The sequence below is a fragment of the Nocardia sp. NPDC057440 genome (assembly GCF_042802915.1).
Lineage (GTDB): Bacteria > Actinomycetota > Actinomycetes > Mycobacteriales > Mycobacteriaceae > Nocardia.
The window spans coordinates 151865-178544 of sequence record NZ_JBHVDF010000011.1 but is presented as its reverse complement, the minus strand read 5'-3'; the positions used below and the strand labels follow the sequence as shown (position 1 = coordinate 178544).

21 protein-coding genes and 1 tRNA gene are annotated in these 26680 nt (G+C 67.1%); 9 read left to right on the top strand and 13 right to left on the bottom strand.

Annotated elements, in window-relative coordinates; all coding sequences use genetic code 11:
* Nucleotides 1-127 precede the first annotated feature (127 nt).
* The 4 genes from ACFU4Z_RS23260 to ACFU4Z_RS23245 all read right to left on the bottom strand — a co-directional run bounded on the left by ACFU4Z_RS23260 (nucleotide 128) and on the right by ACFU4Z_RS23245 (nucleotide 5186).
* Nucleotides 128-1714, bottom strand: a complete 1587-nt coding sequence (locus tag ACFU4Z_RS23260; RefSeq protein ID WP_379066351.1) for an ABC transporter ATP-binding protein — start codon at nucleotides 1712-1714, stop codon at nucleotides 128-130.
* Nucleotides 1711-2526: an ABC transporter permease gene (locus tag ACFU4Z_RS23255; protein ID WP_379066349.1), complete on the bottom strand. Its 816-nt coding sequence runs from the start codon at nucleotides 2524-2526 to the stop codon at nucleotides 1711-1713. Before ACFU4Z_RS23255 ends, ACFU4Z_RS23260 begins: the two co-directional genes overlap by 4 nt.
* Before the next feature lie 216 nt (nucleotides 2527-2742).
* Complete coding sequence (locus tag ACFU4Z_RS23250) at nucleotides 2743-3672, bottom strand: ABC transporter permease (RefSeq protein WP_379066347.1); 930 nt, start codon at nucleotides 3670-3672, stop codon at nucleotides 2743-2745.
* Nucleotides 3672-5186 carry an ABC transporter substrate-binding protein gene (locus tag ACFU4Z_RS23245; protein ID WP_379066345.1) on the bottom strand — a complete coding sequence of 505 codons (1515 nt, stop codon included), beginning with the start codon at nucleotides 5184-5186 and terminating at the stop codon, nucleotides 3672-3674. Before ACFU4Z_RS23245 ends, ACFU4Z_RS23250 begins: the two co-directional genes overlap by 1 nt.
* A 328-nt stretch (nucleotides 5187-5514) precedes the next feature.
* Here ACFU4Z_RS23245 and ACFU4Z_RS23240 point away from each other — a divergent pair, with 328 nt between their 5' ends.
* The 5 genes from ACFU4Z_RS23240 to ACFU4Z_RS23220 all read left to right on the top strand — a co-directional run bounded on the left by ACFU4Z_RS23240 (nucleotide 5515) and on the right by ACFU4Z_RS23220 (nucleotide 11624).
* Nucleotides 5515-6726 carry a TauD/TfdA family dioxygenase gene (locus ACFU4Z_RS23240; RefSeq protein ID WP_379066343.1) on the top strand — a complete coding sequence of 404 codons (1212 nt, stop codon included), beginning with the start codon at nucleotides 5515-5517 and terminating at the stop codon, nucleotides 6724-6726.
* A complete protein-coding gene (locus ACFU4Z_RS23235; RefSeq protein WP_379066340.1) occupies nucleotides 6698-7708 on the top strand; it encodes an ornithine cyclodeaminase family protein in 1011 nt (336 codons plus the stop codon). The genes ACFU4Z_RS23240 and ACFU4Z_RS23235 overlap by 29 nt, the downstream gene beginning before the upstream one ends.
* 71 nt (nucleotides 7709-7779) lie before the next feature.
* Nucleotides 7780-9102: a Y4yA family PLP-dependent enzyme gene (locus ACFU4Z_RS23230; RefSeq protein ID WP_379066541.1), complete on the top strand. Its 1323-nt coding sequence runs from the start codon at nucleotides 7780-7782 to the stop codon at nucleotides 9100-9102.
* 40 nt (nucleotides 9103-9142) lie between these two features.
* Nucleotides 9143-10177 carry a PLP-dependent cysteine synthase family protein gene (locus ACFU4Z_RS23225; RefSeq protein ID WP_379066338.1) on the top strand — a complete coding sequence of 345 codons (1035 nt, stop codon included), beginning with the start codon at nucleotides 9143-9145 and terminating at the stop codon, nucleotides 10175-10177.
* 43 nt (nucleotides 10178-10220) lie between these two features.
* Nucleotides 10221-11624 (top strand): MATE family efflux transporter, encoded by a 1404-nt coding sequence (locus ACFU4Z_RS23220; RefSeq protein ID WP_379066336.1) that lies wholly within the window; start codon nucleotides 10221-10223, stop codon nucleotides 11622-11624.
* A gap of 21 nt (nucleotides 11625-11645) precedes the next feature.
* Here the strand turns inward: ACFU4Z_RS23220 and ACFU4Z_RS23215 are convergent, their stop codons facing one another.
* The 3 genes from ACFU4Z_RS23215 to ACFU4Z_RS23205 form a co-directional block, all read right to left on the bottom strand.
* Nucleotides 11646-12221, bottom strand: a complete 576-nt coding sequence (locus ACFU4Z_RS23215; protein ID WP_379066334.1) for a TerD family protein — start codon at nucleotides 12219-12221, stop codon at nucleotides 11646-11648.
* 75 nt (nucleotides 12222-12296) lie between these two features.
* Nucleotides 12297-12782: a hypothetical protein gene (locus ACFU4Z_RS23210; RefSeq protein WP_379066539.1), complete on the bottom strand. Its 486-nt coding sequence runs from the start codon at nucleotides 12780-12782 to the stop codon at nucleotides 12297-12299.
* A gap of 118 nt (nucleotides 12783-12900) precedes the next feature.
* Nucleotides 12901-13365: a flavodoxin domain-containing protein gene (locus tag ACFU4Z_RS23205; protein WP_379066331.1), complete on the bottom strand. Its 465-nt coding sequence runs from the start codon at nucleotides 13363-13365 to the stop codon at nucleotides 12901-12903.
* Between the two features lie 571 nt (nucleotides 13366-13936).
* Here ACFU4Z_RS23205 and ACFU4Z_RS23200 point away from each other — a divergent pair.
* A complete protein-coding gene (locus ACFU4Z_RS23200; protein WP_379066537.1) occupies nucleotides 13937-15361 on the top strand; it encodes a stealth family protein in 1425 nt (474 codons plus the stop codon).
* On the opposite strand, the gene ACFU4Z_RS23195 is transcribed toward ACFU4Z_RS23200, so the two are convergent.
* The 6 genes from ACFU4Z_RS23195 to ACFU4Z_RS23170 all read right to left on the bottom strand — a co-directional run bounded on the left by ACFU4Z_RS23195 (nucleotide 15309) and on the right by ACFU4Z_RS23170 (nucleotide 23633).
* Entirely contained in the window at nucleotides 15309-16298 is a 990-nt protein-coding gene (locus tag ACFU4Z_RS23195) for a phosphodiesterase (RefSeq protein ID WP_379066329.1), read from the bottom strand. The genes ACFU4Z_RS23200 and ACFU4Z_RS23195 overlap by 53 nt on opposite strands.
* A 276-nt stretch (nucleotides 16299-16574) precedes the next feature.
* On the bottom strand, nucleotides 16575-17192 hold the full coding sequence (locus tag ACFU4Z_RS23190) for a hypothetical protein (protein ID WP_379066327.1): 618 nt from the start codon (nucleotides 17190-17192) through the stop codon (nucleotides 16575-16577).
* Nucleotides 17193-17580: 388 nt separating this feature from the next.
* Nucleotides 17581-18300 carry a MazG family protein gene (locus ACFU4Z_RS23185; RefSeq protein WP_379066325.1) on the bottom strand — a complete coding sequence of 240 codons (720 nt, stop codon included), beginning with the start codon at nucleotides 18298-18300 and terminating at the stop codon, nucleotides 17581-17583.
* Nucleotides 18297-21911 carry a transcription-repair coupling factor gene (gene mfd / locus ACFU4Z_RS23180; protein ID WP_379066323.1) on the bottom strand — a complete coding sequence of 1205 codons (3615 nt, stop codon included), beginning with the start codon at nucleotides 21909-21911 and terminating at the stop codon, nucleotides 18297-18299. Before mfd ends, ACFU4Z_RS23185 begins: the two co-directional genes overlap by 4 nt.
* A gap of 243 nt (nucleotides 21912-22154) precedes the next feature.
* Nucleotides 22155-22802: a TetR family transcriptional regulator gene (locus ACFU4Z_RS23175; protein WP_379066321.1), complete on the bottom strand. Its 648-nt coding sequence runs from the start codon at nucleotides 22800-22802 to the stop codon at nucleotides 22155-22157.
* 216 nt (nucleotides 22803-23018) lie between these two features.
* Nucleotides 23019-23633 carry a TetR/AcrR family transcriptional regulator gene (locus ACFU4Z_RS23170; RefSeq protein ID WP_366527098.1) on the bottom strand — a complete coding sequence of 205 codons (615 nt, stop codon included), beginning with the start codon at nucleotides 23631-23633 and terminating at the stop codon, nucleotides 23019-23021.
* Nucleotides 23634-23913: 280 nt separating this feature from the next.
* Here ACFU4Z_RS23170 and ACFU4Z_RS23165 point away from each other — a divergent pair.
* From ACFU4Z_RS23165 to ACFU4Z_RS23155, 3 genes are all read left to right on the top strand, one after another.
* Nucleotides 23914-23984 (top strand) — tRNA-Gln (locus ACFU4Z_RS23165).
* A gap of 72 nt (nucleotides 23985-24056) precedes the next feature.
* Nucleotides 24057-25547, top strand: coding sequence for a bifunctional UDP-N-acetylglucosamine diphosphorylase/glucosamine-1-phosphate N-acetyltransferase GlmU (glmU, locus tag ACFU4Z_RS23160; protein WP_379066319.1), 1491 nt, complete (start codon nucleotides 24057-24059; stop codon nucleotides 25545-25547).
* Nucleotides 25544-26524, top strand: coding sequence for a ribose-phosphate diphosphokinase (locus ACFU4Z_RS23155; RefSeq protein ID WP_366526999.1), 981 nt, complete (start codon nucleotides 25544-25546; stop codon nucleotides 26522-26524). The genes glmU and ACFU4Z_RS23155 overlap by 4 nt, the downstream gene beginning before the upstream one ends.
* The last annotated feature ends 156 nt before the right edge of the window (nucleotides 26525-26680 follow it).

Below are 26680 nucleotides of genomic sequence, written 5' to 3'. Positions count from 1 at the left end.
CAGCACCACCTGGGCCTGCGGAAACCCCTCGGTGGAACCACTTCACAAGGCTCTCCGTCGTGTATCGCTCGGGCAGAGACACGCACACACGAATGGGGTATGGCTCGGGTCAGCGCCGGCTCCGGGGCTAAGGAAGGAGTTCTCTGGTGGCGTTGTGGGTCGGGGATTCGAGGATCGTGGGGGTGTTGCCGGATTCGACGATTCGGCCGTGGTCGAGGACGACTACTTGCGGACAATGGGCGGCGGCCAGGGGGATGTCGTGGGTGATGACGAGCAGCGCGGTGTTGTGGTCGGAGCGGATGTGATCGAGCAGGGTCATGATCGCGGATGCGGTGGTTTGGTCCAGGGCGGAGGTGATTTCGTCGCAGACCAGGACGGCGGGGGCGGCGGCCAGTGCGCGCGCGAGGGCTACTCGTTGACGCTGACCGCCGGATAGTTGGTGGGGGTAGCGAGTTGCAAGGCCGGGGGCCAGTTCGACCGAGTTCAGCAGGTCGGTGACCCGTTGTGCCAGTTGTTTCTTCGGTATGCCGCCGATGCGCCGAAGCGGGCGGCCCAGGGTTTGGGCGACGGTTCGGCGCGGGTTGAGGGCCGATCTGGGATTCTGAGTCACCAGCTGGATGCCGTTGCTGCCGTTGCGGATTCGCCGGCGTGGGCCGATAGGGATCGGCTCGCCGTGCAATTCGAGCGTTCCGGTGGCGTCGCGGTGCAAGCCTGCGATTACTCGGGCAAGGGTGGTCTTGCCCGCGCCGGACGCGCCGACGATCGCGAGTGCGGAACCTCGGCGCAGCGTGAGGTCGATATCTGCCAACACCGGGTGACCGGCCATCGAGGCACCCAGATTCCGGACGCGCAATACCTGCTCCGCGGGCTGGGCTGGTGGCTGAATGTCCCGGCGGTCGGCAGCGAGGACCCCCTCGGCCTGCGCGTTTTCAGGGCTGCCGTCTGCGATCGGGAGTTGGGTGCGTTCCGCTGTCGTGGCATGGGCTCCGTTGCGGCGTGCGCCTGCGGTCGCGGCGACCAGGTGGTGAGTAGCGATCGGGTGACGCGGGCGTGGCTGTGCGACACCGAGTTCCACGATGTCATCGGCGATGGCGTGGACTGCGGCGGTGTCGTGGCCGGAGAGCAGGATTGCCACTGAACGATGGGTGGCGATGTCGGCGAGGACGCGGGCGATTTCGGTGCGCAGGGCGCCGTGCAGGCCGGCAAGGGGCTCGTCGAGGACGAGCACGTCGGTGTGTCGGACCAGAGCGCGGGCGAGGGCGACGCGACGCTGCTGGCCGCCGGAGAGTTCGCCGGGGTGGCGGCGCAGGTGTTCGGCGGACAGGCCGACCAGCTCGAGTGTCTCGAGCTCCGCATCGCGGGAACGGTCCCGGCTGACCTCACCGAGCAGAGTCCGCACCCGCATCAGCGGATTGAGCGCGGAGCCCGGATCTTGACCGACATAGGCGATGTGGTCGCGGCGGAAGCGTTGCAGCGCACCGTGGGTCAGCGTGAACGGGTCGTGGCCTGCGACCCGCGCGGCGCCCGCTGATCGGCTGGCGCCCGCGGGCAGGTGACCCAGCAAGGCGCGCATCAGAGTCGTTTTGCCCGAGCCGGAGGGACCGGTGAGTGCGGTGACGGTGCCTGCGGGAATTCCGAAGGTGGTGGGGCCGAGCAGTTCCTGACCGTTCGAGCCGCACACCGTCAAGGTATCGACGGCGACCGGTGCGTTCATGCCTGCTCCCCTCGCCCGAATACCGAGACCGCCAGATTCACGCTCACCGCGACAATCGCGATCGCCAGGCTCGGCGCGAGTACCGCCCAGGGATTGAGCAGCATCCCGGAGGCGTTCTCGCGCACCATGACCGCCCAGTTGCTCGCGCCGAGTGTGGTGGGTAGTTGCAGGAACGAAGCCGTGCTCACCAGATAGATGCCCGCGACGAAACGCAGGCCGAGTTGCGCCGCGAGCACTTCACGAAGATTCGGAATCACCTCACCGAACACCAGGTGTGTCAACGATTCCCCGCTGGCCTGCGCGCTCTCGACATAACCACTGGCAGCGACACCGGCGGCCGCGGCAGTGAAAACCCTGGCGCAATAGGGCATACCGAACAGCAGCGCGACCACGATGAGCCCATACGTGCCCGCATCCGGCCACGCGGTCAGCACCAGCAGGATCCCGAGGACGGCGGGTACCAGCATCGCGAAATCGCTCGCCCGCTCGATCACCACACCGACCCTCGGACGCAGCGCGGCAACAGCACCGAGCACACAGGACAGCGCCGTCACCGCCACCGCGATCACCGCGGCGAGCAACAGCAGCCCCCAACCGCCATAGAGCAATTGGCTCAGCACATCACGCCCGAGCCGATCCGTGCCCAGCCACGCGCCCCCGCCGGGCCGTGTGAACGGAATGCCGACCGGCGTCTCGGCCGCATGCGGCGCCAACGCCGGTCCCACCACCGCGACAAGCATCACGACGACAGCGGGCAGCACCGTCAGCAACCGCACGCGGTGCACGGTCAGCGGTGCCATCAGTGCCCGCACAGCGACCACACCCCTTCAGCATCGCGAACCTCGATCATGACGACATCGGCCGCGCGGAGACCGTACGCATTCCGCGATATCGACCGCCTGGACCTCGAGACGCGGCGACCGAGCGGCCATCCCGCCCAACGCGACACGACCCTGAAGCTGCTACCGGCAGTCATCGCCGACCGTCCGTCCGTGCTGCCGACCCACATCCCGCACGCTGCACTGTTCTCATCCGCGCCCCCGCAGCGACCAGGCGCGGATGCCGTCGGCGGCGGCGAGCATGATCATGATGACGACGCCGGACAAGGCTACGACTGCGGCGACCAGGGAAGTGTCGCGGTCGGCTACCGAACCGGCGAGCAGGGCGCCGAGGCCCGGGTAGTTGAAGATGGTCTCGACCACCAGGGATCCGCCGAGCAGGACGCCGACGGTGGTCGCGAAGCTGGCCACGATGGTCGGCAATGCGAAGGGCAGCGTGTGCCGTAGGAGCACGGTTCGGGTCGAGAGTCCGTCCAGCAGTGCGCTTTCCACGTGCGGTGACCTGGCGGCGTCGAGCAGGGCGGCCCGCACCACGCGCGTGTTCCATCCGGTCTGCGGTACCGCGAGGGCCAGCACCGGCAGCACCAGCATGTCCGGGCTCGCCGGAAGACCGGAGCGCCCGGTGACGGTGACGGCGGGCAACCAGCCGAGCGCCAGCGAGAACACCATAATCAGCAGGGTGGCCACGACGAACTCGGGCACCGCCGCCGCGACCGTGCTCGCCGGTTGCAGCGTGCCGCGCAGCGCGCCGCCGTCGCGCGCCGCCCACCACGTCCCGAGCAGCAGCGACACCGCGACGGTCAGCGCGAGTGCGAGCCCGCCGAGCAGCAGCGTCGGCGGAAACTTGTCGGCGAGTAACTCATTGATCGACCGGCCGCGGGCGGTGCGGCCGAAATCGCCGGTCGCCACCCCCGATATCCAGTCGGCGAAGCGCACCGGCAGCGGCCGGTCCAGCCCGAGTTCGCGCTCCTTGGCCGCGATCCGGTCCGGTGTGGCGTCGCGGCCGAGCACGGCGCGCGCGGTGTTGCCCGGCAGCAGGTCGATGGCCACGAAAACCGTTGCCAGCAGCGCGATCAGCAGGGCAATGCGGCGAAGGAGTAAGCGCGCGAGAGAGATCACTACGCCAGCCAGGCTCTTTCCAGCTGCACCCTGGCGAAACCGCCGAGCACCGGCAGGTCCCGCACCCGCGCCGAGGCGATATCGATGCCGTCGGCCATGCCCCACACCAGGTAGCCGCCCCGGTCGTACTGGATGCGCTGCACGGTGCGGCAGGCTTGGGTGTATTCCGAATCATTGGACGCAGCGAGCGCTTTCGTGGTGGCGGCGTCGAATTCAGCGTCCTTGAAGCCGGTTTCGTTGCGGTTGGAGCCGCTGGTCATCAGCTTCGATGCGAGGAAGAGGGTGGAATCGTTGGTGCCCCACGAGACCGTGTAGAGCGACGCCTTCAGCCAGGTCTGGTCGTAGAAGGCGTTCGATTCCTGGGTGAGAACCTCCAGGCGCAGACCGATGTCGGCGAGTTGGGTCGCGATCACCTTGGCCGACTCGACCTCGCCGGGCGCTTCGGCCTTGGTGAGGAACGGGTAGCTCTTTCCGGTATCGAAACCGGCCTCGCGCAGTAGCGTTTTCGCGCGCTCGATGTCGCGGGCGCGCTGCGGGATGCTGCGATCGTAAGCCGGATCCGCGGTACCGAGAACGTCGTCGGCGACGGTGCCATAGCCCGAATGCACCTGATTCACCAGAGCGTTCCGGTCGACGCCGAGCCGGATCGCCTGCCGGACCCGTGGATCGGCGAACGGTCCGTCCGAGGTCCGCATCGCGACGCCGACCATGGTGTCGTCCGGCCGCCTGACCACTTGCAGATCGCCGCGTCCCGCCGCGGTGCGCCCCGCGATGGCGCCGACATTCGACGCGAGGTCGATCTGCCCGCCGAGCACCGCGTTCCCGAGCGCGGTGACGCTGTCGAACATGGTGATCTCGATGGCGTCCAGCAGCGGTGGCGCGCCGTGCCAGCGGTCGTTGCGCACCAGCCGGGCGTTGCCGCCCTGGTATGACTCCAGCCGGAACGGTCCAGTGCCGATGGCCTCGGTGAAGTCGGTGGTGTCCTTCTTGACCGTGAAGGTCATCAGCCGGACCAGCAGCGGCAGTTGGGTATTCGGCTCGGGCAGCGCGATCACCACCCGGTTCGGGCCGTCCGCGGTGATGTCGTCGGCCGCCGCGGGCATTTTCGACGCACCACCCACGGTGCGCAGCCTGCGCAGTGACCAGACCACGTCCTCGGAGGTCACCGGCGTGCCGTCGTGGAAGGTCGCGCCGTCGGCGATCGTGAAGGTCCAGCGGCGGCGCTCGGCATCGGGTTCCCACCGACTGGCAAGGCGTCCGGCGACATTCGGGTCGGCGGCCGGGACCGTCAGCGCGTCGTACACCAGCGAGGCGATCAGGAAGTCGCTGTCATTGCTGAGATTCGCGTGCGGGTCGCGTTCGATCCGCGCCGCGGTGCCGAGCGCGCCGACCCGCAGCGTGCCACCCTGACGTGCGGACCCCGTGGAGTTGCCGGTCTCCGAACACGCGGCGACCAGCAGGACCGCGCCGACTCCAAGACCTGACCGCAGAAGCTGCCGCCGGTTCCATCCCATCGTGCTGCCTTCCTTGTGGCGCCCACGCGCGATCGCGAACAATAGCAATCCGGGCTAGGACAGGCTAGCCTAATGAGTGCGACGGCTCGCCGGTATCCATAACCTGATGCAGAGGTCGCCGTCGACGTAATACCCAGCCACCACCCAGCAATCGGCGTCATCAGCTGGCTTCGGCTCCCCGCGGGAGGACATAATCTCAGTGATGCATTCTTGCTATTTTTACCGACTCGCTTAGGTAAGCCTTGCTTAAGGCGCCGATAGGCGATAGCTTCGCAGATCGAATCGTCCCCACCTGCTTTTCGACCCGATGCGAAGAAGGGAACCCCCGGTGAAAAGCGTTCTCGCCGAACGTAAGACGTTTCACCCGCAGGACATCGAACATCGCGAGCTGCCGACCGCCGCCGGGCGTGCGGTCCGCGAGCTGGCGGCAGAGATATGCACCACACTGGACAGCCGCGCCGGTGGTGCCGCGCATGTGGCGCGCACGCTGACCGATCCCGAACTGCTCGCGCAGATCGATGGCCGCGTCGGCGAACTGCCCGCCGGCGTACGCATGGCGATGCGCCCACCCGCCACCGCCGCGGGCGCGACCATCGTCAGCAAACTCCCGCTGACCGACGAAGAATTCGGCCCGACCCCGCCCAGCTGGCACGACGCGGCGCAGTGGAGCGGCGAAACAGCCCGTCGCGCAAGCTCTTTCCATCTCGATATCGTCATGCTGCTGCTCGCCAGGAGCGCAGGCGAACCATTCGGCTGGCACGGCCAGCAGGGTGGTCGCCTTGTCAACAACATCGTCCCGTCGCCCGGCCACGAACACGAACAGTCGGGCGCGAGTAGCAAAACACTGCTCAGCCCGCACACCGAGGACGCGTTCCACCCGCAGCGGGCCAACCTGCTGATGCTCGCGTGCCTGCGCAATCCGGATCGGGTCGGCACCACCGTCTCCTCGGTGCGCCGCACCGAACTCACCGCGGCACAACGCACTCTGCTCAGCGCCCCGACGCTGCCGATCCTTCCCGACGTGTCATACGGTCGCGGCCACGAGCGCTACCCGGCGATTGCGCTGCCCACCCTCTGGCACGCCGAATCCACCCGCGACACAACAGATCTGACGCTTCGATACGACCCCGCCTACACCCCGCTCGCCGACGCCGACGCCGAATTCCGCAGTGCCTACGCACGCCTCACCGCGGAGCTGGAGCGCGTCTGTGTCACCGCGGCCCTCACACCCGGTCAGATGCTGCTGGTCGACAATGACGTCGCCGTGCACGGTCGGGTACCGTTCACCGCGCGTTACGACGGCACCGATCGATGGCTCAAGCGGGTGAACGTCCGCTTGCCCGAACGACGTCGCCGCGCCGCCGAGGCCGACGAGAATGGCTATGGGCAACAGATCGTCGCCCCGTTCCGCTCGGCTCGCACTGCCCCGCTCGCGACCGGCGGAGCAGTACCGATTCGAGCGGGTGCAGGCCGAGGCCCCGCCTCGGCCGGAGCAGAGCGGGACACAGCTGATGATCGAGGAACCGTTGAACACGCGTGACCGGAGCACACCGCTGCGTGTGCTGAGCCGCAGCGACCTCGCCGACGTTCCCATCACACCCGGCGATGTCGTACGCGCCGTGGAGGAGGCGTATCTGGCCTTCGCCGCGGGAGATTCGGACAACCCTCGCAAGCTCAGTGTCGCGAATCCGGATGGCTGGTCGGTGGCCTACGCCATGCTCGGCCGCGATGGCAGGCGTCGGGTGGTGGCCATGAAAACCTCCTACAAATTCGATCCAGGCCATGACCGCAGCACCAAGCGTTACTACACGACGATCACCCTCTACGACGACGCCACCGGTGCACCGATCGCCATGATGGATTGCGCGCGGGTCGGCGCGCTGCGGACACCCGCGGTCACGGCCTTGCTCGTCCGGGAGACGGTACGGCGCGGCGCCGAGAGCGTGCTGCTGATCGGCACCGGTACACAGGGCCGAAATGCACTGCCGCACTTGCTCGCCGCAAATCCGCAGCTACGCAAGCTGATGCTGTACGGCACGCACCCGGAGGGTCTGGAGGCGGTTCGCCGCCAGCTCGCCTTCTACAACCCGCACGCACTGCTGGAAACGGTGGAGGATCCGCGCGCCGCCGCGGGCGCCGCCGACGTGGTGCTCGCAACGGCGGGCCCGGGGACCGAAGTCGCCATCGAGTACGAGGATCTCGCGCCAGGAGCGGTGGCGGTGCTCGTCGGCTACGGGCTCGCGCCCTCGACCCTCATCGATGCCGACCGCGTCATCGCGACCAGCGCCGAGCAAATGGCGCTCACCGGCACCGACATGGCCGGTCCCGATGGAAGACTGCGCCAGGTGGATGCGGAGTTGCCGCAGATCCTCAGTCGCCGTGCCGTCGCCCGCCGCTCCGAGGACGAGCGCATCTTCGTCTACAACAGCGGCCTGGTGCTCACCGATATCGCGGTCGCACACGCACTCGCCGAGCGAGCCATCGCCGAGGGACGCGGTACGGAGGTCCCGTTGTGGGATTAGCCCCTGGCGCCGCCCGGCCGGGCACCGAGACCGCGCCGAGCCACGAGTCGCGGCAGATCCACGCGGCACCGATGCCCGCGCTCACCGACGAGTGGGAGCGGCGGGTGTACGACGATCCGAATCTGCTCGGCGATATCGCCTTCGCGATCGGCGGGCCGTTCCATCTCATGTATCCCCAGCGGGTCGCGCGGAATATCGACCGATTCCATGCCGCGTTCGAGCAGGCGGGCGTCGAGGGGGTCGTCTATTACGGAAAGAAGGCCAATAAGGCCGCCTGCGTCGCGCGGGCCTGCGCGACGCAGGGTGCGGGCGTCGATGTCTCCAGCATCGGCGAGCTGACTTCCGCACTGGCACAGGGTGTTCGCGGGCACGAGTTGATGGTGACCGGCCCGGCCAAATCCGATGACCTGCTGTGGCTCGCGGTCCGGCACGGCGCGCTGATCGCGCTGGACAGCCTCGACGAACTCGACCGGCTCGCCGCGATCGCCACCGTGGCCGCGCCCGCCGAGGTAATGCTTCGCGTCCTGCCCGCCACATCGACGAGCAGATTCGGGATGACCGACGGCGAGTTGGACCGGGCGCTGTCGCTCATCGGCTCCTCCGGAACGGTCGGCCACGAGTCGATCCGGTTGGCGGGCTTCAGTTTCCACCTGTCGGGCTACGACGCCGTCGCGCGCGCGGAGCAGGCGCACGCGCTGATCGATCGGTGCCGGGACGCCCGGACGCTCGGACATCCGGTGACGACCATCTCCATCGGCGGCGGATTCGGTGTCGACTATGTCCCGGCGTCGGCATGGGCCGAGTTCACCGCCGCCGCCGACACGCGGTGGTTCCATGCGGGCAAGTCCTTCGGTTCGTACTACCCCTACCACTTCCGCGCCCCTGGCCCGGCCATGCTGACCGCCATCCTGGACCACCGCGGCTTGGCAGGGCGCCTGCGCGACAACGGCATCCGCCTCGCCGTCGAACCGGGCCGGGCCCTGCTCGACCACGCAGGCTGCACCGTCTTCCGGGTGCAGGGCAGCAAAACCCGCCATGCGGACGGGCAGCCGTACCACCTGCTCACCGTCGACGGCAGCAGCCTGAGCCTGTCCGAGCAGTGGTTCGACAGCGAATACCTTCCGGACCCGGTCTTGTGGCCGCCGCGCCCCGGTGGCACACCCACACCGACCTGCGTCGGCGCGGCGACCTGCCTGGAATCCGACATGCTCAGTTGGCGGCGCATCCCGCTGCCGAGGCCCGCGACGGTCGGCGACCTGCTGATCTACCCGAATACCGCCGGCTACCAAATGGATTCGAACGAGTCGGCTTTTCACGAACTACCCGTACCGCCGAAGGCGGTGCTGCACGAAGCACCCGGCGACCGATTGCGCTGGATGCTCGACGCCGGATAACCGGACCCTTTCACCCTGGCCCCGAACGATGGAGACACCCATGCCGCTCGTCACGCGCGTGACGGATCTGATCGGTCGCACCCCCCTGTTCGAACTGGCGACCACTGCGACCGGCACCCGGCTGCTGCTCAAGCTCGAGCAGTTCAACCCGACGGGCGCCGCGAAGATCCGCATGGCGCGCGCGATGGTGCTCGATGCCGAGCAGAGGGGGTTGCTGGCCGATGGCGGGCATATCATCGAATCCACATCCGGGAACACCGGGCTCGGCCTGGCGGTAGTTGCTGCAGAACGTGGGTATCGCTTCACCGCTGTAGTCGACCACCACGCATGTAAGGACAAACTGCGCGCTATGCGGGCAATGGGAGCTGAATTGGTATTCGTCGCCGACGAGGACGACGACAACCTGGCGACCTCGGCGCGAGAGGACCTCGCGGAGGCGATGGCCGCCGGACTTTCCGACGCGTATTTCACCGAACAGCACAACAACGACGCCAACGCGGTCGGTTACTACGCGGTGGCCGAGGAATTGCTGGAGGACGTCGAGCGGGTCGACATCCTGCTGTCCGCGGTGGGCACCGGCGGTTCGCTGTTCGGCACCGCGACCCGGCTGCGCCAGCTCGGCTGCACGCCGCGGGTGATCGGTGTCGAGCCGGTAGGTTCCATCGCCTTCGGCGGCCCCGGCGGGCCGTACTGGCAGTCGGGCACCGGCACGCCGCCCGGCGCGACCATCGGCACCGCCGTCGACTACTCCTTGCTCGATGAGGGCGTGAAGGTCTCCGATACGGCGGCGTTCGCCACCGCCCGCGCGATCGCGGCCAAGCTCGGCCTGATGATCGGCGGCTCCGCGGGCGGCTCGGTGCACGCCGCGCTCACCAGGCTGGCGGAATTCCCGCCCGGCTCGACCGTGGTCACCATCGTCTGTGACGGTGGCGAAAAGTACCTGGACACCGTTTTCGACGACGACTGGATGAAGGACCGCGACCTGCTCGACACCGCCACCGAACGCGAGGTCTTGGAGATGCTGGACCGTTACTCCCCCACCGCCCGACCCGCCGAGCTCGTGGAGGCGCGATGAACGCTATTTCCCTGCCGGGCGCGCCGCCTGCGGAGACGTCGCAGTGAATCTGTCGGACTACCGGGCCGACAGTCGGCGGCTGACCGCGCTCGCGACGCCGATCGCGTTGACGCAGTTGGCTCAGATCGCGGTGTCCACCACCAACATCGTGCTGATGGGAACCCTCGGTGTGCGTGAGGTCGCGGCGGGCGGTCTCGCGATCGTGCTGTTCAACCAGATTCGCACCATGTGCGTCGGGCTGATCACCGCGACCGGCAATCAGATCGCGAGCGCGGTGAGCGCGGCGGGCAAGCGCGGCGAATCCGCCGACCGCGAGGTCCGCGCGCTGGTGCGGTCCAGCTTCCTGATCGCGACGGTGGCCGGGATCCTGGGTGGCGCAGTGCTGATCGGCCTCGGCTGGGCATTGCGGTGGCTGGGCCAGGACGCGGGAGTGCTCGCCGATGCGCGGCCGCTGATGGTCGCGCTCGCGCCGGGCCTGCTGCCCTGCCTCTGGTTCCAGGTATTGCGCCAATACACCGTCGGTATGCAGCGCCCGCAGGCGCTGCTGCTGGTGACGCTCGGCTCCGTCGCACTGAACCTCGTGCTGGCGCTTGCCTTCATCCACGGCTGGGCCGGGCTGCCCGCGCTCGGCCTCACCGGCATCGGCATCGCCACCTCGCTGGTCTTCCTGATCACCTTCGGCGTCTTCTGGGCGATGGTGCACCACGACGCGGAACTCGGCGCCACCCTGGCGATCCGGCCGTGGCCGGTGCACCGGTCGACGATCACCTCCGAGCTGAAACTGGGCTTGCCGATCGCGCTCACCTACGGCTCGGAAGCGGGCATGTTCTCGGTGCTCGCGCTGGTGATGGGCAGTATCGGCCCGGCGGCGCTCGCGGCGCACAATGTCGTCTACCAAATCATCTACATCGTGTTCCAGGTCGCGATCGGCCTGTCGCACGGTGCCTCGATCCTGGTCAGCCATGCGGTCGCGCGCGACGAATACAGCCACGCCCGCGCGTTGGCCTGGTTGGCGCTGCGCCATGTCGCCGTGGTCGCCGCGGTGACCGGCTCGGTCTACATCGTGGCGCCGGATATGGTGCTCCGCCCGTTCCTCGAACCGGGCGACACCGCGACCATCGAGCTGGCCCGCACCCTGCTGCTGATCGGCATCGTGCTCCAGTTCTTCGACGCCGCACAGAACATCGGCACCGGACTGCTGCGCGGCCTGAAAGAGACCAACGCGGGCTTCCGTCTCTCGTTGGTCGGATACTGGCTGGTCGGCCTGCCGACCGCCCTGCTGCTGGCTTTCCCCGTCGGCCTGGGCGCCGCGGGCGTGTGGTGGGGCCTCACCGCGGGCCTGGCCACCACCGCCGCACTCATGGTGCGTCGCTACTTCACGCTGCTCGACGCGAAGGAACGCGCGCACCCGCACCTGCTGCCGGAAAGTCTGCCCAGCCCGGGCTGAGTCCCGCTCAGCCCGGGTGAATCAGATGTTGACGCCGTAGTCGCGCGCGATTCCGGCGAGCCCGGACGCGTAACCCTGGCCGATGGCACGGAACTTCCACTCGTTGCCGTACCGATACAGCTCACCGAACACCATCGCGGTCTCGGTGGAGGCGTCCTCGGTCAGGTCGTAGCGGGCCAGTTCGGCGCCGGTGTTCTGGTCGATGACCCGGATGTACGCATTGCGGATCTGCCCGAAGGACTGGGCGCGCGCGTCGGCATCGTGGATCGACACGGGGAAGAAGATGTTGGTGATGGTCTGTGGAGTCGCGGCCAGGTCCACCACGATCGTCTCGTCGTCGCCCTCGCCCTCACCCGTGAGGTTGTCACCGGTGTGTTCGATGGTGCCCTCGGGCGAGCGAAGGTTGTTGTAGAAAATGAAATGCTGATCCGACAGCACTTTCAGGCTCGGCCCGGTGGCGAGCGCGCTCGCATCGAGGTCGTAGTCGGCCCCGGTGGTGGTGCGGACGTCCCAGCCGAGCCCGACCGTCACCTTGGTGAGGTTCGGTGCCTGCTTGGACAGCGAAACATTTCCGCCTTTGGCCAATGTGACGCTCATGATCCCCTTCCGCTCGGCGCGTTCGCGCCGCCTTTCTCCACGATTATTATTCGGTACCAGAAGTGCTGCGCGGGTTCAGTTCTGGTTTTCGGCCCAGGTACGCAGCGTCGTCACACGGCCTTCCAGCGCACGTAACTCGCTCGAGTCGAGCACCTTGCGCTGAATGCCGTCGGCCACCTCGAATGCCGACTGCCGATGATCGTCGATCACCTCCACATCGATCCGAACCGCCACATAATCGGGCGCGCCGGGCAGGTCCTCGGGGATCACTTGCGCCTTGCCCCGCGCACACAGTGCGACGTTGCCGCCGCCGAGGATCAGCAGCGCGACATCGGAGCGCTCCCGCAGCCGGGCCAGCGAACCGCGATCGGATTTCAGGGTGAGCAGGATGCGCCGGTCACCGGCACGGACAGGCCAGGACACCGGAATCGCGTGCGGCGCCGGGTCGGTGGTGACGAGTACCGCGATCGTTTCCTTCGGCCATTCGGGTAACACGTCCAGTTCGGGGTGATCATCGGTCGAGTGGTCTTGACGTTGCGCAGGGCTCGCTCCGGCTGCCATCTTCGTCACCTCATGGATCGTCGCGCGCGACGGGCTGTGCCGCGCTGATAGCAGTCTAAGGTGCTGCGCCCCTTGTCCGCTGGCGCTGCCACCTTTGTCCGAACTGCCCAGCTGACTATCAGGCCGAGGTCAGGACAGCCTTGGTTGAGTCGAGGAGTGCGCGAGCCCAGTCGCGAGCCATGTCCTCGGCGCGAACCTCGGACGACGCGTCGTGGCGCCCGTGCTCACCCACTTGGGTCGCGCCGCACCAACGGAACTTCTCGGCGATGATCTCGCCGCCGCGGTTGAATGTGTCACCGTAGACGGAATCACCGAGACCGAATACGGCGAAGCGCAGTCCGCTCAGATCGGGACTGCGCGCATCGAGGGCGTCGAAGAAGGGTTCCGCTCCGGTCGGCAGATCACCGTCGCCGTAGGTGGAGCACACCAGGACGTGGAAATCCCGGACATCGAGATCGTCGACATCGACATCGAACATGTCGTATACCGAGGCGTCGTGGGCGGCGGATATGACGTCCGCGATGCTGTCGGCGGCGGTTTCCGCCGTGCCCATCTCGGATCCGAACAGAATGACGACGCGCACCGGGTCGCTCCTCTCCGCGGGATATGGTGAGGCTATCCTAACTCAGCTACGTGCCCGCTCGGCGGCCCGAGGCGGCGCAGTGGCATCGACAGGGCAGTGTGTCCGGATTGACGGCAGGTCGCCATGGATGCATCATTTTCTAGCAACGCCCTGTTCATCTGGGGCTTCTCCCTTTTTCGCCGGCCGATGATTGTCCGGCCAAGCGTGCTGTTCCCCGTTCGCGCTCGCCTCGACTCACCGTGCGCACGCCGCAGCACTTCCCACGACGCCATGGCGTCCCGCCGTAAGAGAGGTGAGAACGAATGGTTTACCGATCGTTTGGATATCGTGCCGTCAATACGTTCCTCCTCCGCTACGGCACTGTCCCCAATTTCTGACTGCGGCCGCATCGGACGCGGTACCCCTGTCGACGTTCCCGCGTCGGCGGGCCGACCGCTCGGGTGATGCACCCGGTTTCGATGCGGCATCTGGCGAAGTCCCGGCGCGCGGCGTCTGCGGACCTTTCGATATGCGGACAGATGTGGAGACGGAAATGGTGGATATGGGGGCAGTGGATCCAAGGGCCGTGGAGATGGTGCTCCGGCCGACGGCCGGGAATCTCGTCGTATCGACGACGTTGATCGGCGACCTGGGATATCTGCGAGCGGAACTCGCGGCCGCGGAGGTGCCGTTCCTGCTCGTACGCGACTGCGGACATCGGCTCGTGCTCGCCGCCGACGCGGCGCACCGAGCGATGCTGCAGCGCGTGATCGCGACCGCGATCACCTCGGGTTTTTCCTGTAAAGAAGTGCAACACAACGTAATACGGCTCGGCCGCGACGCGGACCAGGCACACCATGTCGATCTGGAGCTGTGGCAGTACCACGGTGACACCGTCGAATGCCCACGACCGAACGCGTTGACGCGCATGGTTTTCGACCTCGCCGATGTCGAGCAGACCACGGTGCGTCTGTTCGAACGCGGCTGGCCGACGCTGGTGGACATGTTCGCACCGCAGCCGACGGATGTCGCCTTCGATATCGACATCGTCTTCTCCTGGGTGGACGGCTCCGACCCGGAGTTCCGCGCCCGCCGCGCAGGCATGCTCGCGCAGGTCGTCGTCGGTGAAGGCGACGACGCCGACGCGCGCATCCGGCAGATCGACGAACTGAAATACGCACTGCGGTCAGTGGACAAGAACGCGCCGTGGATCCGGCGCATCTTCATCGCGACCGATTCCGCGGTGCCGGACTGGCTCGGCGCGCACCCGAAGGTGACCGTCGTGCGTGCGGTCGACCACTTCAGCGACACCAGTGGGCTGCCGACCTTCAATTCCCATGCGGTGGAATGCCAGTTGCAGCACATCGAGGGGCTCAGCGAGCACTTCCTGTACTCCAACGACGACATGTTCTTCGCCCGGCCGGTGCGCCCATCGATGTTCTTCACCCCGGCCGGGGTGAGCCGGTTCATCGAGGCCGATACCAGAATCGGCCCCGGCCGAAACAACGAGCGCCGCAGCGGTTTCGAGAATGCGGCGCGGGTGAACCGCGAGTTGCTCGCCGCACGGTTCGGCCATGTCATCACCCGGCATCTCGAACACACGCCGGTGCCGTTGCGCCGCAGCGTGCTGCTGGAAATGGAGGACGAATTCTCGGGGGATTTCGCGCGGACGCGGACGAGCCGATTCCGGTCTGCCACCGATATTTCGGTGACCAACTCGCTCTATCACTACTACGCGTTGTTCTCCGGACGCGCGGTGCCGCAGGAGTCGGCGCGGATGCGCTACGTCGACACCACGAGCCGGACCGGGCTCGCGCTGCTCAACGGACTCGCCGCGCAGCGCGATGTCGATTTCTTCTGCCTCAACGACGGAAGCTTTCCCGAGATCACCGAGGCCGAACGGGTCCGCGCGGTCTCGGAATTCCTGTCCGGCTATTTCCCCGACCGGGCGCCGTGGGAGCGCGTCAGTGCACCGCCTCGTCATCAGATTTCGGAGTCTGCGCCTGGCGCCGCATAACCCGTGGAATGCGGGTGGCGGGCGGGATCACGATGCCCTCGGCCGCCAGCGTGCGCGCGGCTTCCTCGGGCGTCGACGGGGTCCCGACGGTCGGTCCTCGATCGATGGAGACCACCGAATGGACCACCGTGTCGGGGTAGACGTGGACGTAGTTGAACGATTGCGCCCCGTCGCGACCACGCAGCCCGCCCGCCGCGACACCGAGATCCTGGCTATAGCAGGTCGCCGACGCCACCGATACCGGGATGCCCGCGAATGTCGCGCTCGTCGAAAAATGCAAATGCCCGGCCAAGATGGCGCGCACATCGCTGCCATCGAGCACATCGGCGAGCCTGCGCTGATCACGCAGTTCCACGGTGACGGCCAGGTCGATGACACACGGCACCGGCGGATGATGCATCGCCAGAATCGTGCCGAACGGGGCGGGCTCGGCGAGCACCGACCGCAACCATGCGAGCTGGTCGTCGGTGATCTCGCCGTAGTGGTGGCCTGGCACCGACGTGTCGAGGGCGACGATGCGCAGGCCGTCGATCATGTGCACCCGGTCGAGCGGCGCAGTGGACTCCCGCTCCCCGAGCAATCGCCGGCGCAGCGCGCCCCGATCGTCGTGATTGCCGGTCACCCAGACGATGGGCGCGCGCAATCGTCGCGCGAACGGCTCGACCAGTGCGCGCAATTTGTCGTAGGCGGCGGGCTCACCCTGGTCGGTGAGATCACCGGTGAACACGAGCGCGGTCGGCCGGATATGACTGGCGGCGGCCTGGTCGAGCAGCTGGCGTAACCGCTGCTCAGCGTCGACGGCACCGTACAGTTCGCCGTCGCCTGCGATCAGATGGGTATCGCTGAAATGGAACAACACATGATTCGGCCGCGGGTGCTCCGCGACTCTGCTGATGGGCACCGGACCGAACGTCCTCCCCGGCGGTTTGCCCGCCATTGGCTTCGGGTTCCACCGCCAGGATAGCGAAGGCTCACTGACGGGTTTCCCGACGCAGGGTGACGACATGCTTGCGGGGAGGTGTGGGTTCGGTGACAAAACTGCCGATCAGAAGCGGCGCGCGCCGGCCAGGGGCAGCGAGGGATCTCGACGCCGCTGCGGTACGTCGAGGCGTGGATGATGGTGCCCTCACCCGCGCACAGACCGGAGTGGGCGCCATCCAGCTCGCCCGCTCCAGTTCGTCGACCGATACCGGCGTACCCGAGCCGAGTTGTCCTAGCTGGTGCGCGGCGCCTCTCCGCCCGCTGGGCCGTAGGACCATCGCATCAACCCCGCGCCGCCGAAGGCATCCGGGCCCGCGCCGCCGCCGGCGTACTGCGAACCGAGCTCGGAGCGCGCACCGTCGACGGCGAGCCCACTGGTGGTTTGCGGCGCCGCGGCCCGTAGGGACGCGGGCGGCGTGCTGCCGGGAAAATCTGCCGGGAAGGGGAACTCGACTCCCGGCACACCGGCGAGCAAGGACTGCAACGTGGTGGGAAGGTCGGGGAGGAACGGGTGCCCGACTCCCGGAATCACGCGGGGCTCACTGACATCGTGACCGCCTGGCGGAGTGGGCGACTCGAGTTCGGCGGCATCGACGAGACTTTGCGGCTCGTCTCCCGGAATGACGGTGAGCGGCGCGAATTCGAATCCAGGAACCTCGGTGCGGCCGGGCATTTCCCTCGGATTCACGAGGCCGTTCGGGGCTTCGATGGCGCCCGAACCGGGAATCGAACCCGGTTGAGCTGCCGTGGGTGCGGCGGTCAACATCAGACAGCCGATACCCGCAGCAGCGCCGGTAACAGTCCTACCGGCTATCGCCTGCCAACGTTTTCGATGGATAGAGACATTCATGCGGTCCTCCGATGCTCACATCGAGGCCCAGATGGTCGAAAACGGGACTCCATCAAGGCCTCGAAAGGATTTCGAAACACATGTATAGAAAGTCCAGTGGATCCGACGTGAAATATTGCTGCACAATTCGCCGATTATGCGCATCGACACACCGATTCATGATAACGAAACAATAACAAGCCTTTGTAGACAAGCTATCTCACAACAAGTCCCGCCGAAAGCGGGCTAAAAATTGCCGACTACCTGCGGATTTGCCGCGGATCAAGCAACCGCGCAGGTCATACGAATTCGGTTCGGCACACGCCTGAATCCGCCGCATGTCAACCCGCCGCAGGCCGATCTCGTTGACCGTCAACCCGATCAGGCAGCCCTGCGGCCCGAGCGCGGGCTAATCCGCAGCGGGCCAATGCTTGCGCCAGTCCGAGGCCGACAGCGGCGCGCGTTCGCCACGGCTCGCTTCGGCCGCGTCCTCGGCGGCGCGAATCTCGGCCGCGAACGCGAGAGTCGCCTTGCGGAGCCGTTCTTCGGCGCTGCCGGGGCCGCCCAGCCGCACCGCGCGAAGGGCATCTGGAACGAGATCGTCCGGTAGACCGGCTTTGGCACTGCGCTCGCGAATCTTTTCAGCGAGGGCGAGGGCGGGCTGCGCCATGGCGATGCCGTCCAGGCAGGAACGCCGGGACTTTTCGCTCGATTTGCGCTCTTCCCACGCTTTTTCCTGAGCCGCGATCTTCTCGGCGACCGTCGCGCCGGGGTCGATGGGCGCATCGACAAGGTGCGGGCTGCGATTGACGAGCTTGGCGACCAGCGCCGCCGCGACATCGTCGACCGTGAATTCCCCTGCGGCCTCGGCGATCCGGGAGTGGAACAGCACCTGCAGCAGCAGATCGCCGAGTTCCTCCTTGATCGTTTCGGCGTCGTTGTGCTGGATGGCGTCGAGGAGTTCGTAGGTTTCCTCGAGCAGGTAGGGACGCAACGAGTCGTGGGTCTGGGTGACCTCCCACCCGCCGAAGTTCCAGAGCCGGTCCATCACCTCCACCGCCGCGGCCAATCCCTCGGCGAGCCTGGCCGTGTCGGAGGCGGCACCCTCCGATGCCGAGGATCCGGTCATCGCGACGCCGAAACCTCGGTGGCGACGGTGAGATCGACCGCGCCCTGCGCTTTTCCGTCCAGCGCCAGCAGCAAGTCGGCGACGAACTGGAGCAGCACCACGTCACGGACCCGGTCGGCGCCGACGCTGTCCTCGACCCTCGGCAGCGGCAGCTGGACCACGCCACTGGCGGCCCGGTAGCCCGCGCTCGGGTAGATGCGCTTGAGACGCATCTGCTTGGAGTCCGGCAGGTTCAGCGGCGCAACCTTGAGAGTGGTTCCGGTGACCGCGATTTCGGTCACGCCGTATTCGCGGGCCAGCAGGCGCAGCTTGGCCACCGAGACCAACCGGCCGACCTCGACAGGCAGCGGGCCGTAGCGGTCGACGAGTTCCTCCACCACCAGGGCAAGGGCCGGATCATCCTGGGCGGCCGCGAGTTTGCGGTAGGCCTCCAAGCGGAGGCGATCGCTGGCGATGTAGTCGGGCGGGATGTGCGCGTCGACGGGGAGATCGATGCGCACCTCCTTGATCTCCTCGGTAGTGATCGGCTTGCCGTCCGCGGCGGCGCGATAGGCCTCCACGGCCTCCCCGACCAGGCGCACGTACAGATCGAAGCCGACACCCGCGACGTGACCGGACTGCTCGGCGCCGAGCACGTTTCCCGCGCCACGGATTTCGAGGTCCTTCATGGCCACGGCCATGCCCGCGCCCAGATCGGAGTTCTGCGCGATGGTGGCGAGGCGGTCGTAGGCCATCTCGGTGAGCGGCTTCTCCGGCGGGTACAGGAAGTAGGCATAACCGCGCTCACGGCTGCGCCCGACCCGGCCGCGCAGCTGGTGCAGCTGCGAAAGGCCGAGGGAGTCGCCGCGTTCCACGATCAGCGTATTCGCATTGGAGATGTCGAGTCCGGTCTCGATGATCGTGGTGCAGACGAGCACGTCGAATTCCCGCTCCCAGAAACCCTGCACGGTCCCTTCCAGCGCGTCCTCGTTCATCTGACCATGCGCGACCGCGACCCTGGCCTCCGGTACCAGATCGCGAATCCGCTTGGCGGCCTTGTCGATCGAGGACACCCGATTGTGCACGTAGAAGACCTGGCCATCGCGCAGCAGCTCGCGACGGACAGCGGCGGTGACCTGCTTGTCGTTGTACGCACCGACGTAGGTGAGCACCGGATGGCGCTCCTCGGGCGGAGTGAGGATGGTGGACATCTCGCGAATGCCCGCCAGGCTCATCTCCAGCGTGCGCGGAATCGGCGTCGCGGACATGGTCAGCACATCGACGTGGGTACGCAGCGCTTTGATGTGTTCCTTGTGCTCGACACCGAAACGCTGTTCCTCGTCGACGACGACCAGGCCGAGGTCCTTCCAGCGCACACCGGTCTGCAGGAGCCGGTGCGTGCCGACCACGATGTCGACGCTGCCGTCGGCCAGGCCCTCGAGCACGGCCCGCGAATCGGCCGGATCGGTGAAGCGCGACAGTCCCTTCACCGTGACGGGGAAGCCGGCGACGCGTTCGGCGAAGGTCTGCAGATGTTGTTGTGCGAGCAGCGTTGTCGGGACCAGAACCGCGACCTGTTTACCGTCCTGCACCGCCTTGAACGCGGCGCGCACCGCGATCTCGGTCTTGCCATAGCCGACGTCGCCGCACACCACGCGGTCCATCGGGACCGGCTTCTCCATGTCGGCCTTCACCTCGGAGATGGCGGTCATCTGGTCGACGGTCTCGGTGAAGGCGAACGCGTCCTCCATCTCCTTCTGCCACGGACTGTCGGGCGCGAACGCATGCCCGGGCGCGGCTTGGCGCGCCGCGTACAACTGCACCAGTTCACCGGCGATCTCACGAACGGCCTTGCGCGCCTTGCGTTTCGTATTCGACCAGTCGGAGCCACCGAGCTTGGACAGGCTCGGCATCTCCCCACCGACATAACGGGAGAGCTGGTCGAGGGATTCCATCGGCACGAACAGCCGGTCGCCCGGCTGACCCCGCTTGCCGGGCGCGTATTCGATCACCAGGTACTCGCGGCGCGCTCCACCGACGGTCCGCTCGATCATCTCCACGAACCGGCCGATGCCGTGCTGGTCGTGCACCACCATGTCGCCCGCGTTCAGCGCAAGCGGGTCGACCTGGTTGCGCCGCTTCGCGGGTAGTCGCTTGCCCTCGCCCGGTGCGGTGACCCGGTTGCCGGTGAGATCTGATTCGGCGACGACGACCAGTCCGGCGGCGTCGAACACCATCCCGTCGTGCAGCGAACCACACAGCACCCCGACCACGCCCGCGGGCGGTTCGGCGCCCGCCGCCAGCGCCGCGGCGGGCACGTCGGCGTCAGCGAGTCGCTCCAGAATGCGTTGCGCCGTACCGTGTCCGGCGACGACGACCACGGCACGGCCACCGGTCGCCACGTGCGCACGCAGTGACGCGAAGATCGTCGCCACCAGTTCGTCGGAACCGCGCGCCACAGGACCGGCCAGCACCGGCAACACAACCTCGGCGGGATCGCCGGAGGTGAGCGGGCTCAGGCTCCACCAGGGCAATCCCTGCGCGTTCGCGCTGTCGTGGATTTCCGGCAGTGCGCGATAGCCCGACGCGGCGAGATCGAGACCGTGTGCGCCCAGCGGCGCGTCGCTGCCGAACGAGGCCGCGGTCCAGGAGGCTTCGAGAAATTCCTCGCCTGTGCGCACCAGATCGGCTGCGCGGGTGCGGATCTTCTCCGGATCGCACAACAGCAGATGGGTTCCGTCCGGCAGCACCTCGGTGAGCAGCCGCAGCTCGCCGGGCTGCAGCACCGGAAGCAGTGCTTCCATGCCCTCGACCGGGATGCCCTCGGCCAGCTTCTCCAGCATCTCGACCAGCGCGGCGTCGGCCGCGTTCTCGACGGCGACCGCGGCGGCGCGATCCCGGACCGCCGCGGTCAGCAGCAGTTCGCGACACGGCGGCGCGACGACGAGGTCCACCTCGACGTCGAGCAGCGATCGCTGGTCGGCGACGGCGAACGGCCGCAACTCGGTGATCTCGTCGCCCCAGAACTCCACGCGCACCGGGTGATCGGCGGTCGGCGGGAAGAGATCGAGGATGCCGCCGCGCACCGCGAACTCGCCGCGCTTACCCACCATGTCGACTCTGGTGTAAGCGAATTCGACCAGGCGCGTGAGCAATTCGTCGAAATCCAGTTCGGCCCCCACGCGCAGCACCACCGGCTCGATATCACCGAGCCCGGCGGCCATCGGCTGCATCAGCGACCGCACCGTGGTCACCACCACCCGCAGCGGCTCCGGGAACGTCGGGTCCTGCGGATGCGCCAGCCGTCGCAGCACCGAAAGCCTGCGCCCGACGGTGTCCGCCCCCGGCGAGAGCCGCTCGTGCGGCAGCGTCTCCCAGGAGGGGAACTGCGCGACGGCGGGGCCGAGAATCTCCTCGAGCTCGACAGTCAGGTCGTCGGCCTCACGACCGGTCGCGGTCACCACCACCAACGGCTTGCGCTCCGCGATCGTCGCCGCCACGAACGGCCGCACCGCGGACGGCGCGACCAACTCGACCGGCGACTTCCCGACCAGGTCGGCGACGGTTCGCAGCGCGGCGTCGGCACCGGCCACCGCGGCCAGTCCCGCCAATGGTGGACGATGGGTGGACATGCGGACTCCTGAGCTCAGGCGGGGTTCAGTACGGCCAACCGAGTCTAGCCACTCCCCCTGACAGGCGACCCGGCCCCACACAGCCTGGGCCGTGACCAGACCTGACCCCTACAGGCGAGTCTTACGAGCCCGTTCGCGGGCGGCTCGCGTCCGACCGGCCGAGACAATGCGCCGCAGGCGCGAGTATCGGCCGGTCGGACGTGAGCCTTGGGGGCCGCGAACACCCGCGGCGACGCGGCAATGTCACGGCACGTAGCGGCGGAGACGACGAGCGGCGAACTCACGGAAGTATGACAATTTCTCCGGCGGCACGATCGACGGCAGCAGGAAGAACCACATGCGTTCCATCCGCGCGGCCATCTGATCGATCGAATCGGTGCCGACGGCGATGATGTGCACGCCCGCGGTCATCTCCTGCAGCAGCACCCCGATCACCTCGGGATCGAGCTCGGGCTCCAGATCGCCTTGGGCGATGGCGCGTTCGGAGAGCACGCGGTAGGTGTCGCCCCAGGTCTTGGCGATGTTGTCGCCCTGGGCGCCGCGGTAATCACCGATCTGGTGGGTCAGCTTGAGCATCGCGCCGACCATCGGGTCGTTCATCGATAGGTCCGCGACCACGTAGGTGATCCCGATGCACGCTTCGAGCGCGGGCACCCGGGGATCGAAGAAACCCTGGCACGAACTGACCAGGCGCTCGTTGCCCTGGTCGACCACGGCGCGCGCTAGTTCTTCCTTCGAACCGAAGTGAAAGTACAAGGCGCCCTTGGTCACGTTCGACTGCGCGATGATCTCGCTCAGGCTCGCATTCGCATATCCCAAGCGCAGAAAGACATCGGCAGCGCCCGCAAGGACGGAATCGCGGGTGATCTCCGCGCGCGCTTGCCTAGCCATCAGATCCGCCTGTCATCCCTAAAACCAGCCATCCTGAAGTAGACCGACATCACGAACAAGACCGACTTACCGCCCGAACAGCACCCAGAGGATGCGTGAACCGTACCACCAGGTGGGCGCCCGCTAATCAATTCGAGCATTCGATCGGACCTCCGTCGCAATTTGCTGGTTACCAACCCGGTCTTGCACCGGACAATCCCGGTAACCCCGGCTGTGTCAATCACCCTTGTCAGTGCGCCATTCCGAGCTCAACTGCGGATCGGCTTCCAGGTTGCTGAGTCCATTCCAGCAGAGGTTCACCAGATGTGCCGCGACAACCTCTTTCGACGGTTTGCGCTCATCCAGCCACCAGGTGGCCGCGGTGGAAACCATGCCGACCAATGCCTGCGCGTACATCGGCGCGAGACTGGTGTCGAAGCCTCTGCGCTCGAAATCCCCGGCGAGGATGTGGGATACCTGATTGACCGCTTCGTTGAGCAGGCTCGAGTAGCGCCCGTCGGTGGTCGTCGCAGGCTGATCGCGGAGCAGGATTCGGAAGCCGTCGGTGCGCTCGTCGATATAGGTCAGCAGCGCTAGCGCGACCTGCTCGAGCCGGATCCGCGATCGGTTCTGGGTCAGCGACGAGGTGATCATGTCGAGCAGCATCGACATCTCCCGGTCGACCACGACCGCGTACAGACCTTCCTTGCCGCCGAAGTGTTCGTACACCACGGGTTTGGAGACCTGGGCCCGTTGCGCGATCTCCTCGATCGAGGTCGCGTCGTACCCGCGTTCGGCGAACAGCGCGCGACCGATCTCGATCAACTGCTGACGCCGCTGCGTGCCCGTCATCCGTGGCCGGGGCACGCGAGGCTCACCCGAAGTCATCGCTCCCGCCTCCCTTGCGCACGACCATAAGTTGGCAACAACTGTTCCAGACAGCCCCACCGCGCCACGAGTCACCCCGGGCAGCGCCGATCGATCGTCACTGTGCCGCCGCCGGACCAAACATCCGACGACCGGCAAATGACGCGTGGAGACGGGGAGCATTCGCCCGAGAGCGCCACAGTATGCGAGGATCTTCATCGTGCTCGAGCACAGCGGCGGGTTCACCCATCCGCCGGTGTGATAATCCGCCGTAGTGTAATGGCAGCACCTCTGATTTTGGTTCAGATAGTTCAGGTTCGAGTCCTGGCGGCGGAGCTCACCGGCACGATGGCCTATCGTTGGCCCCGCACGTTGGCCAGCACGATGACAGGCAGCCGAGGGAGATCCATGCCACAGCAGACCGCCGTCGTCGTTCTCGCAGCTGGTGCCGGGACGCGAATGCGGTCGAAGACCCCTAAAGTGCTGCATTCGCTCGCCGGTCGAAGCATGCTCGCACACGCGCTGCATGCGGCTAACGAGATCGACCCCGCGTTTCTCATCACCGTGGTTGGACACGACCGCGAGCAAGTCGGCGCCGCGGTCGGCGCCGTCGCCACCGATCTCGGCCGCGAGATCATTACCACCGTCCAGGAACAACAACTCGGCACCGGGCACGCCGTGCAATGCGCGTTGCAGGCGGTGCCCGAAGATTTCACCGGCGACCTGCTCGTCACCTCCGCCGATGTGCCGCTGCTCGACGGGCACACCCTGTCCGCGCTGCTCGATGAGCACCGCAGCTATGCCGATCGCTCCGCGGTCACGGTGCTGACCTTCGTGCCCGACGACCCGAACGGCTACGGCCGCATCGTCCGCAATGCCAACGGCCAGGTCACCGAGATCGTCGAACATGCCGACGCCACACCGGAACAGGGCGCGATCAACGAGGTCAACTCCGGTGTGTACGCCTTCGACGCCGCAGTGCTTCGCACCACGATCGCCCGGCTGTCCACCGCCAATGCCCAGCACGAGCTGTACCTCACCGACGTACTGCGACTAGCCCGCGAAGCCGGGCATCCGGTGCACGGGGCCCGGCTGATCGACGCGGCGAAGGTCACCGGGGTCAACGATCGGGTGCAGCTGTCGGACGCCGCGCGCACGCTCAACCGCTACATCGTGGAGCGGCATATGCGGGCCGGGGTGACCATCGTCGATCCCGCGACCACCTGGGTCGACGCGAACGTGAAGATCGCAAGGGACGCGGTGATCCGGCCGGGCGTGCAGCTGCTCGGCGCCACCGACATCGGCGAGGACGCCGAGATCGGACCGGACACCACCCTCACCGATGTGGTCGTCGGCGTCGGCGCTCGCGTGGTGCGCACCCACGGCGACCGGGCCACGATCGGCCCGGGCGCGAATATCGGCCCCTTCAGTTACCTGCGACCCGGCACCGTGGTCGGGGAGTCCGGCAAGCTCGGCGCATTCGTCGAAACCAAGAACGCCACGATCGGCGCACATTCGAAAGTCCCGCACCTCACCTACGTCGGCGATGCCACCATCGGCGAGCACAGCAACATCGGTGCGTCGAGCGTTTTCGTGAATTACGACGGAGTGAAGAAGCATCACACCACTGTCGGATCGCATGTGCGCACCGGAAGCGACACCATGTTCGTCGCACCGGTCACCGTGGGTGACGGCGCGTATACGGCGGCGGGTACTGTACTGCGCAGAAGCGTTCCACCGGGGGCTCTCGCGGTGTCAGGTGGACCACAGCGCAATATCGAAAACTGGGTCCAGCGGTACCGTCCCGGAACTGCTGCGGCGCACGCGGCGGCGGAAGCCATCGCGGCCAACGAGATGTCGAGTCAGGCAATCGAGCAAAAGGATGGCAATCAGCAGTGACCGCGTCATGGACCGACAACCAGAAGAACCTGATGCTCTTCTCTGGGCGCGCGCATCCTGAGCTGGCCGAGCAGGTCGCCAAAGAGCTCGACGTGCACGTCACCCCGCAAACCGCGCGCGACTTCGCCAACGGCGAGATCTTCGTCCGCTTCGAGGAGTCGGTCCGCGGATCCGATGCGTTTGTCCTGCAAAGCTTTCCGGCGCCGCTGAACCAGTGGCTCATGGAACAGCTCATCATGATCGATGCGCTCAAGCGCGGTTCGGCCAAGCGGATCACCGCGGTGCTGCCGTTCTACCCGTACGCCCGCCAGGACAAGAAGCACCGCGGCCGTGAGCCCATCTCCGCCCGCCTGGTCGCCGACCTGCTGAAGACCGCGGGCGCGGACCGCATCATCACCGTCGACCTGCACACCGATCAGATCCAGGGCTTCTTCGACGGCCCCGTCGATCACATGCACGCGCAGCTGCAGCTCGCCGAGTACGTGCGCAACAACTACAGCCTCGAGCACATCACCGTGGTCTCCCCCGACTCCGGTCGCGTGCGCGTCGCCGAGAAGTGGGCCGACTCGCTCGGTGGCTCGCCGCTGGCGTTCATCCACAAGACCCGCGACCCGCTGGTGCCCAACCAGGTCAAGTCCAATCGGGTCGTCGGTGAGGTCGAGGGCCGCACCTGCATCCTGATCGACGACATGATCGACACCGGTGGCACCATCGCGGGCGCGGTCAAGGTCCTCAAGGAGGCCGGCGCGGGCGACGTCGTCATCGCCGCCACGCACGGCGTGCTGAGCGATCCGGCCGCCGAGCGCCTCGCCAACTGCGGCGCCAAAGAGGTCGTCGTCACCAACACGCTGCCGATCAGCGAGGACAAGAAGTTCCCGCAACTGACCGTGCTCTCCATCGCGCCGCTGCTGGCCCGCACCATCCGCGAGGTCTTCGAAAATGGTTCCGTCACCGGCCTTTTCAACGGCAACGCCTGAGACATAGCCCCGGAAACGGGGGGGGGGGGGGCCCAGAGACCCCCCCCGCGGGGTGTTGGGGGGGGGGGCGGTGGGGCACCCGCGAGCCCGCGGAGGTGAGGGGTGGGGGGGGGGGGTGAGGAGGTGAAGGGTGTTGGTGTGGGTGTATAGAGCTGA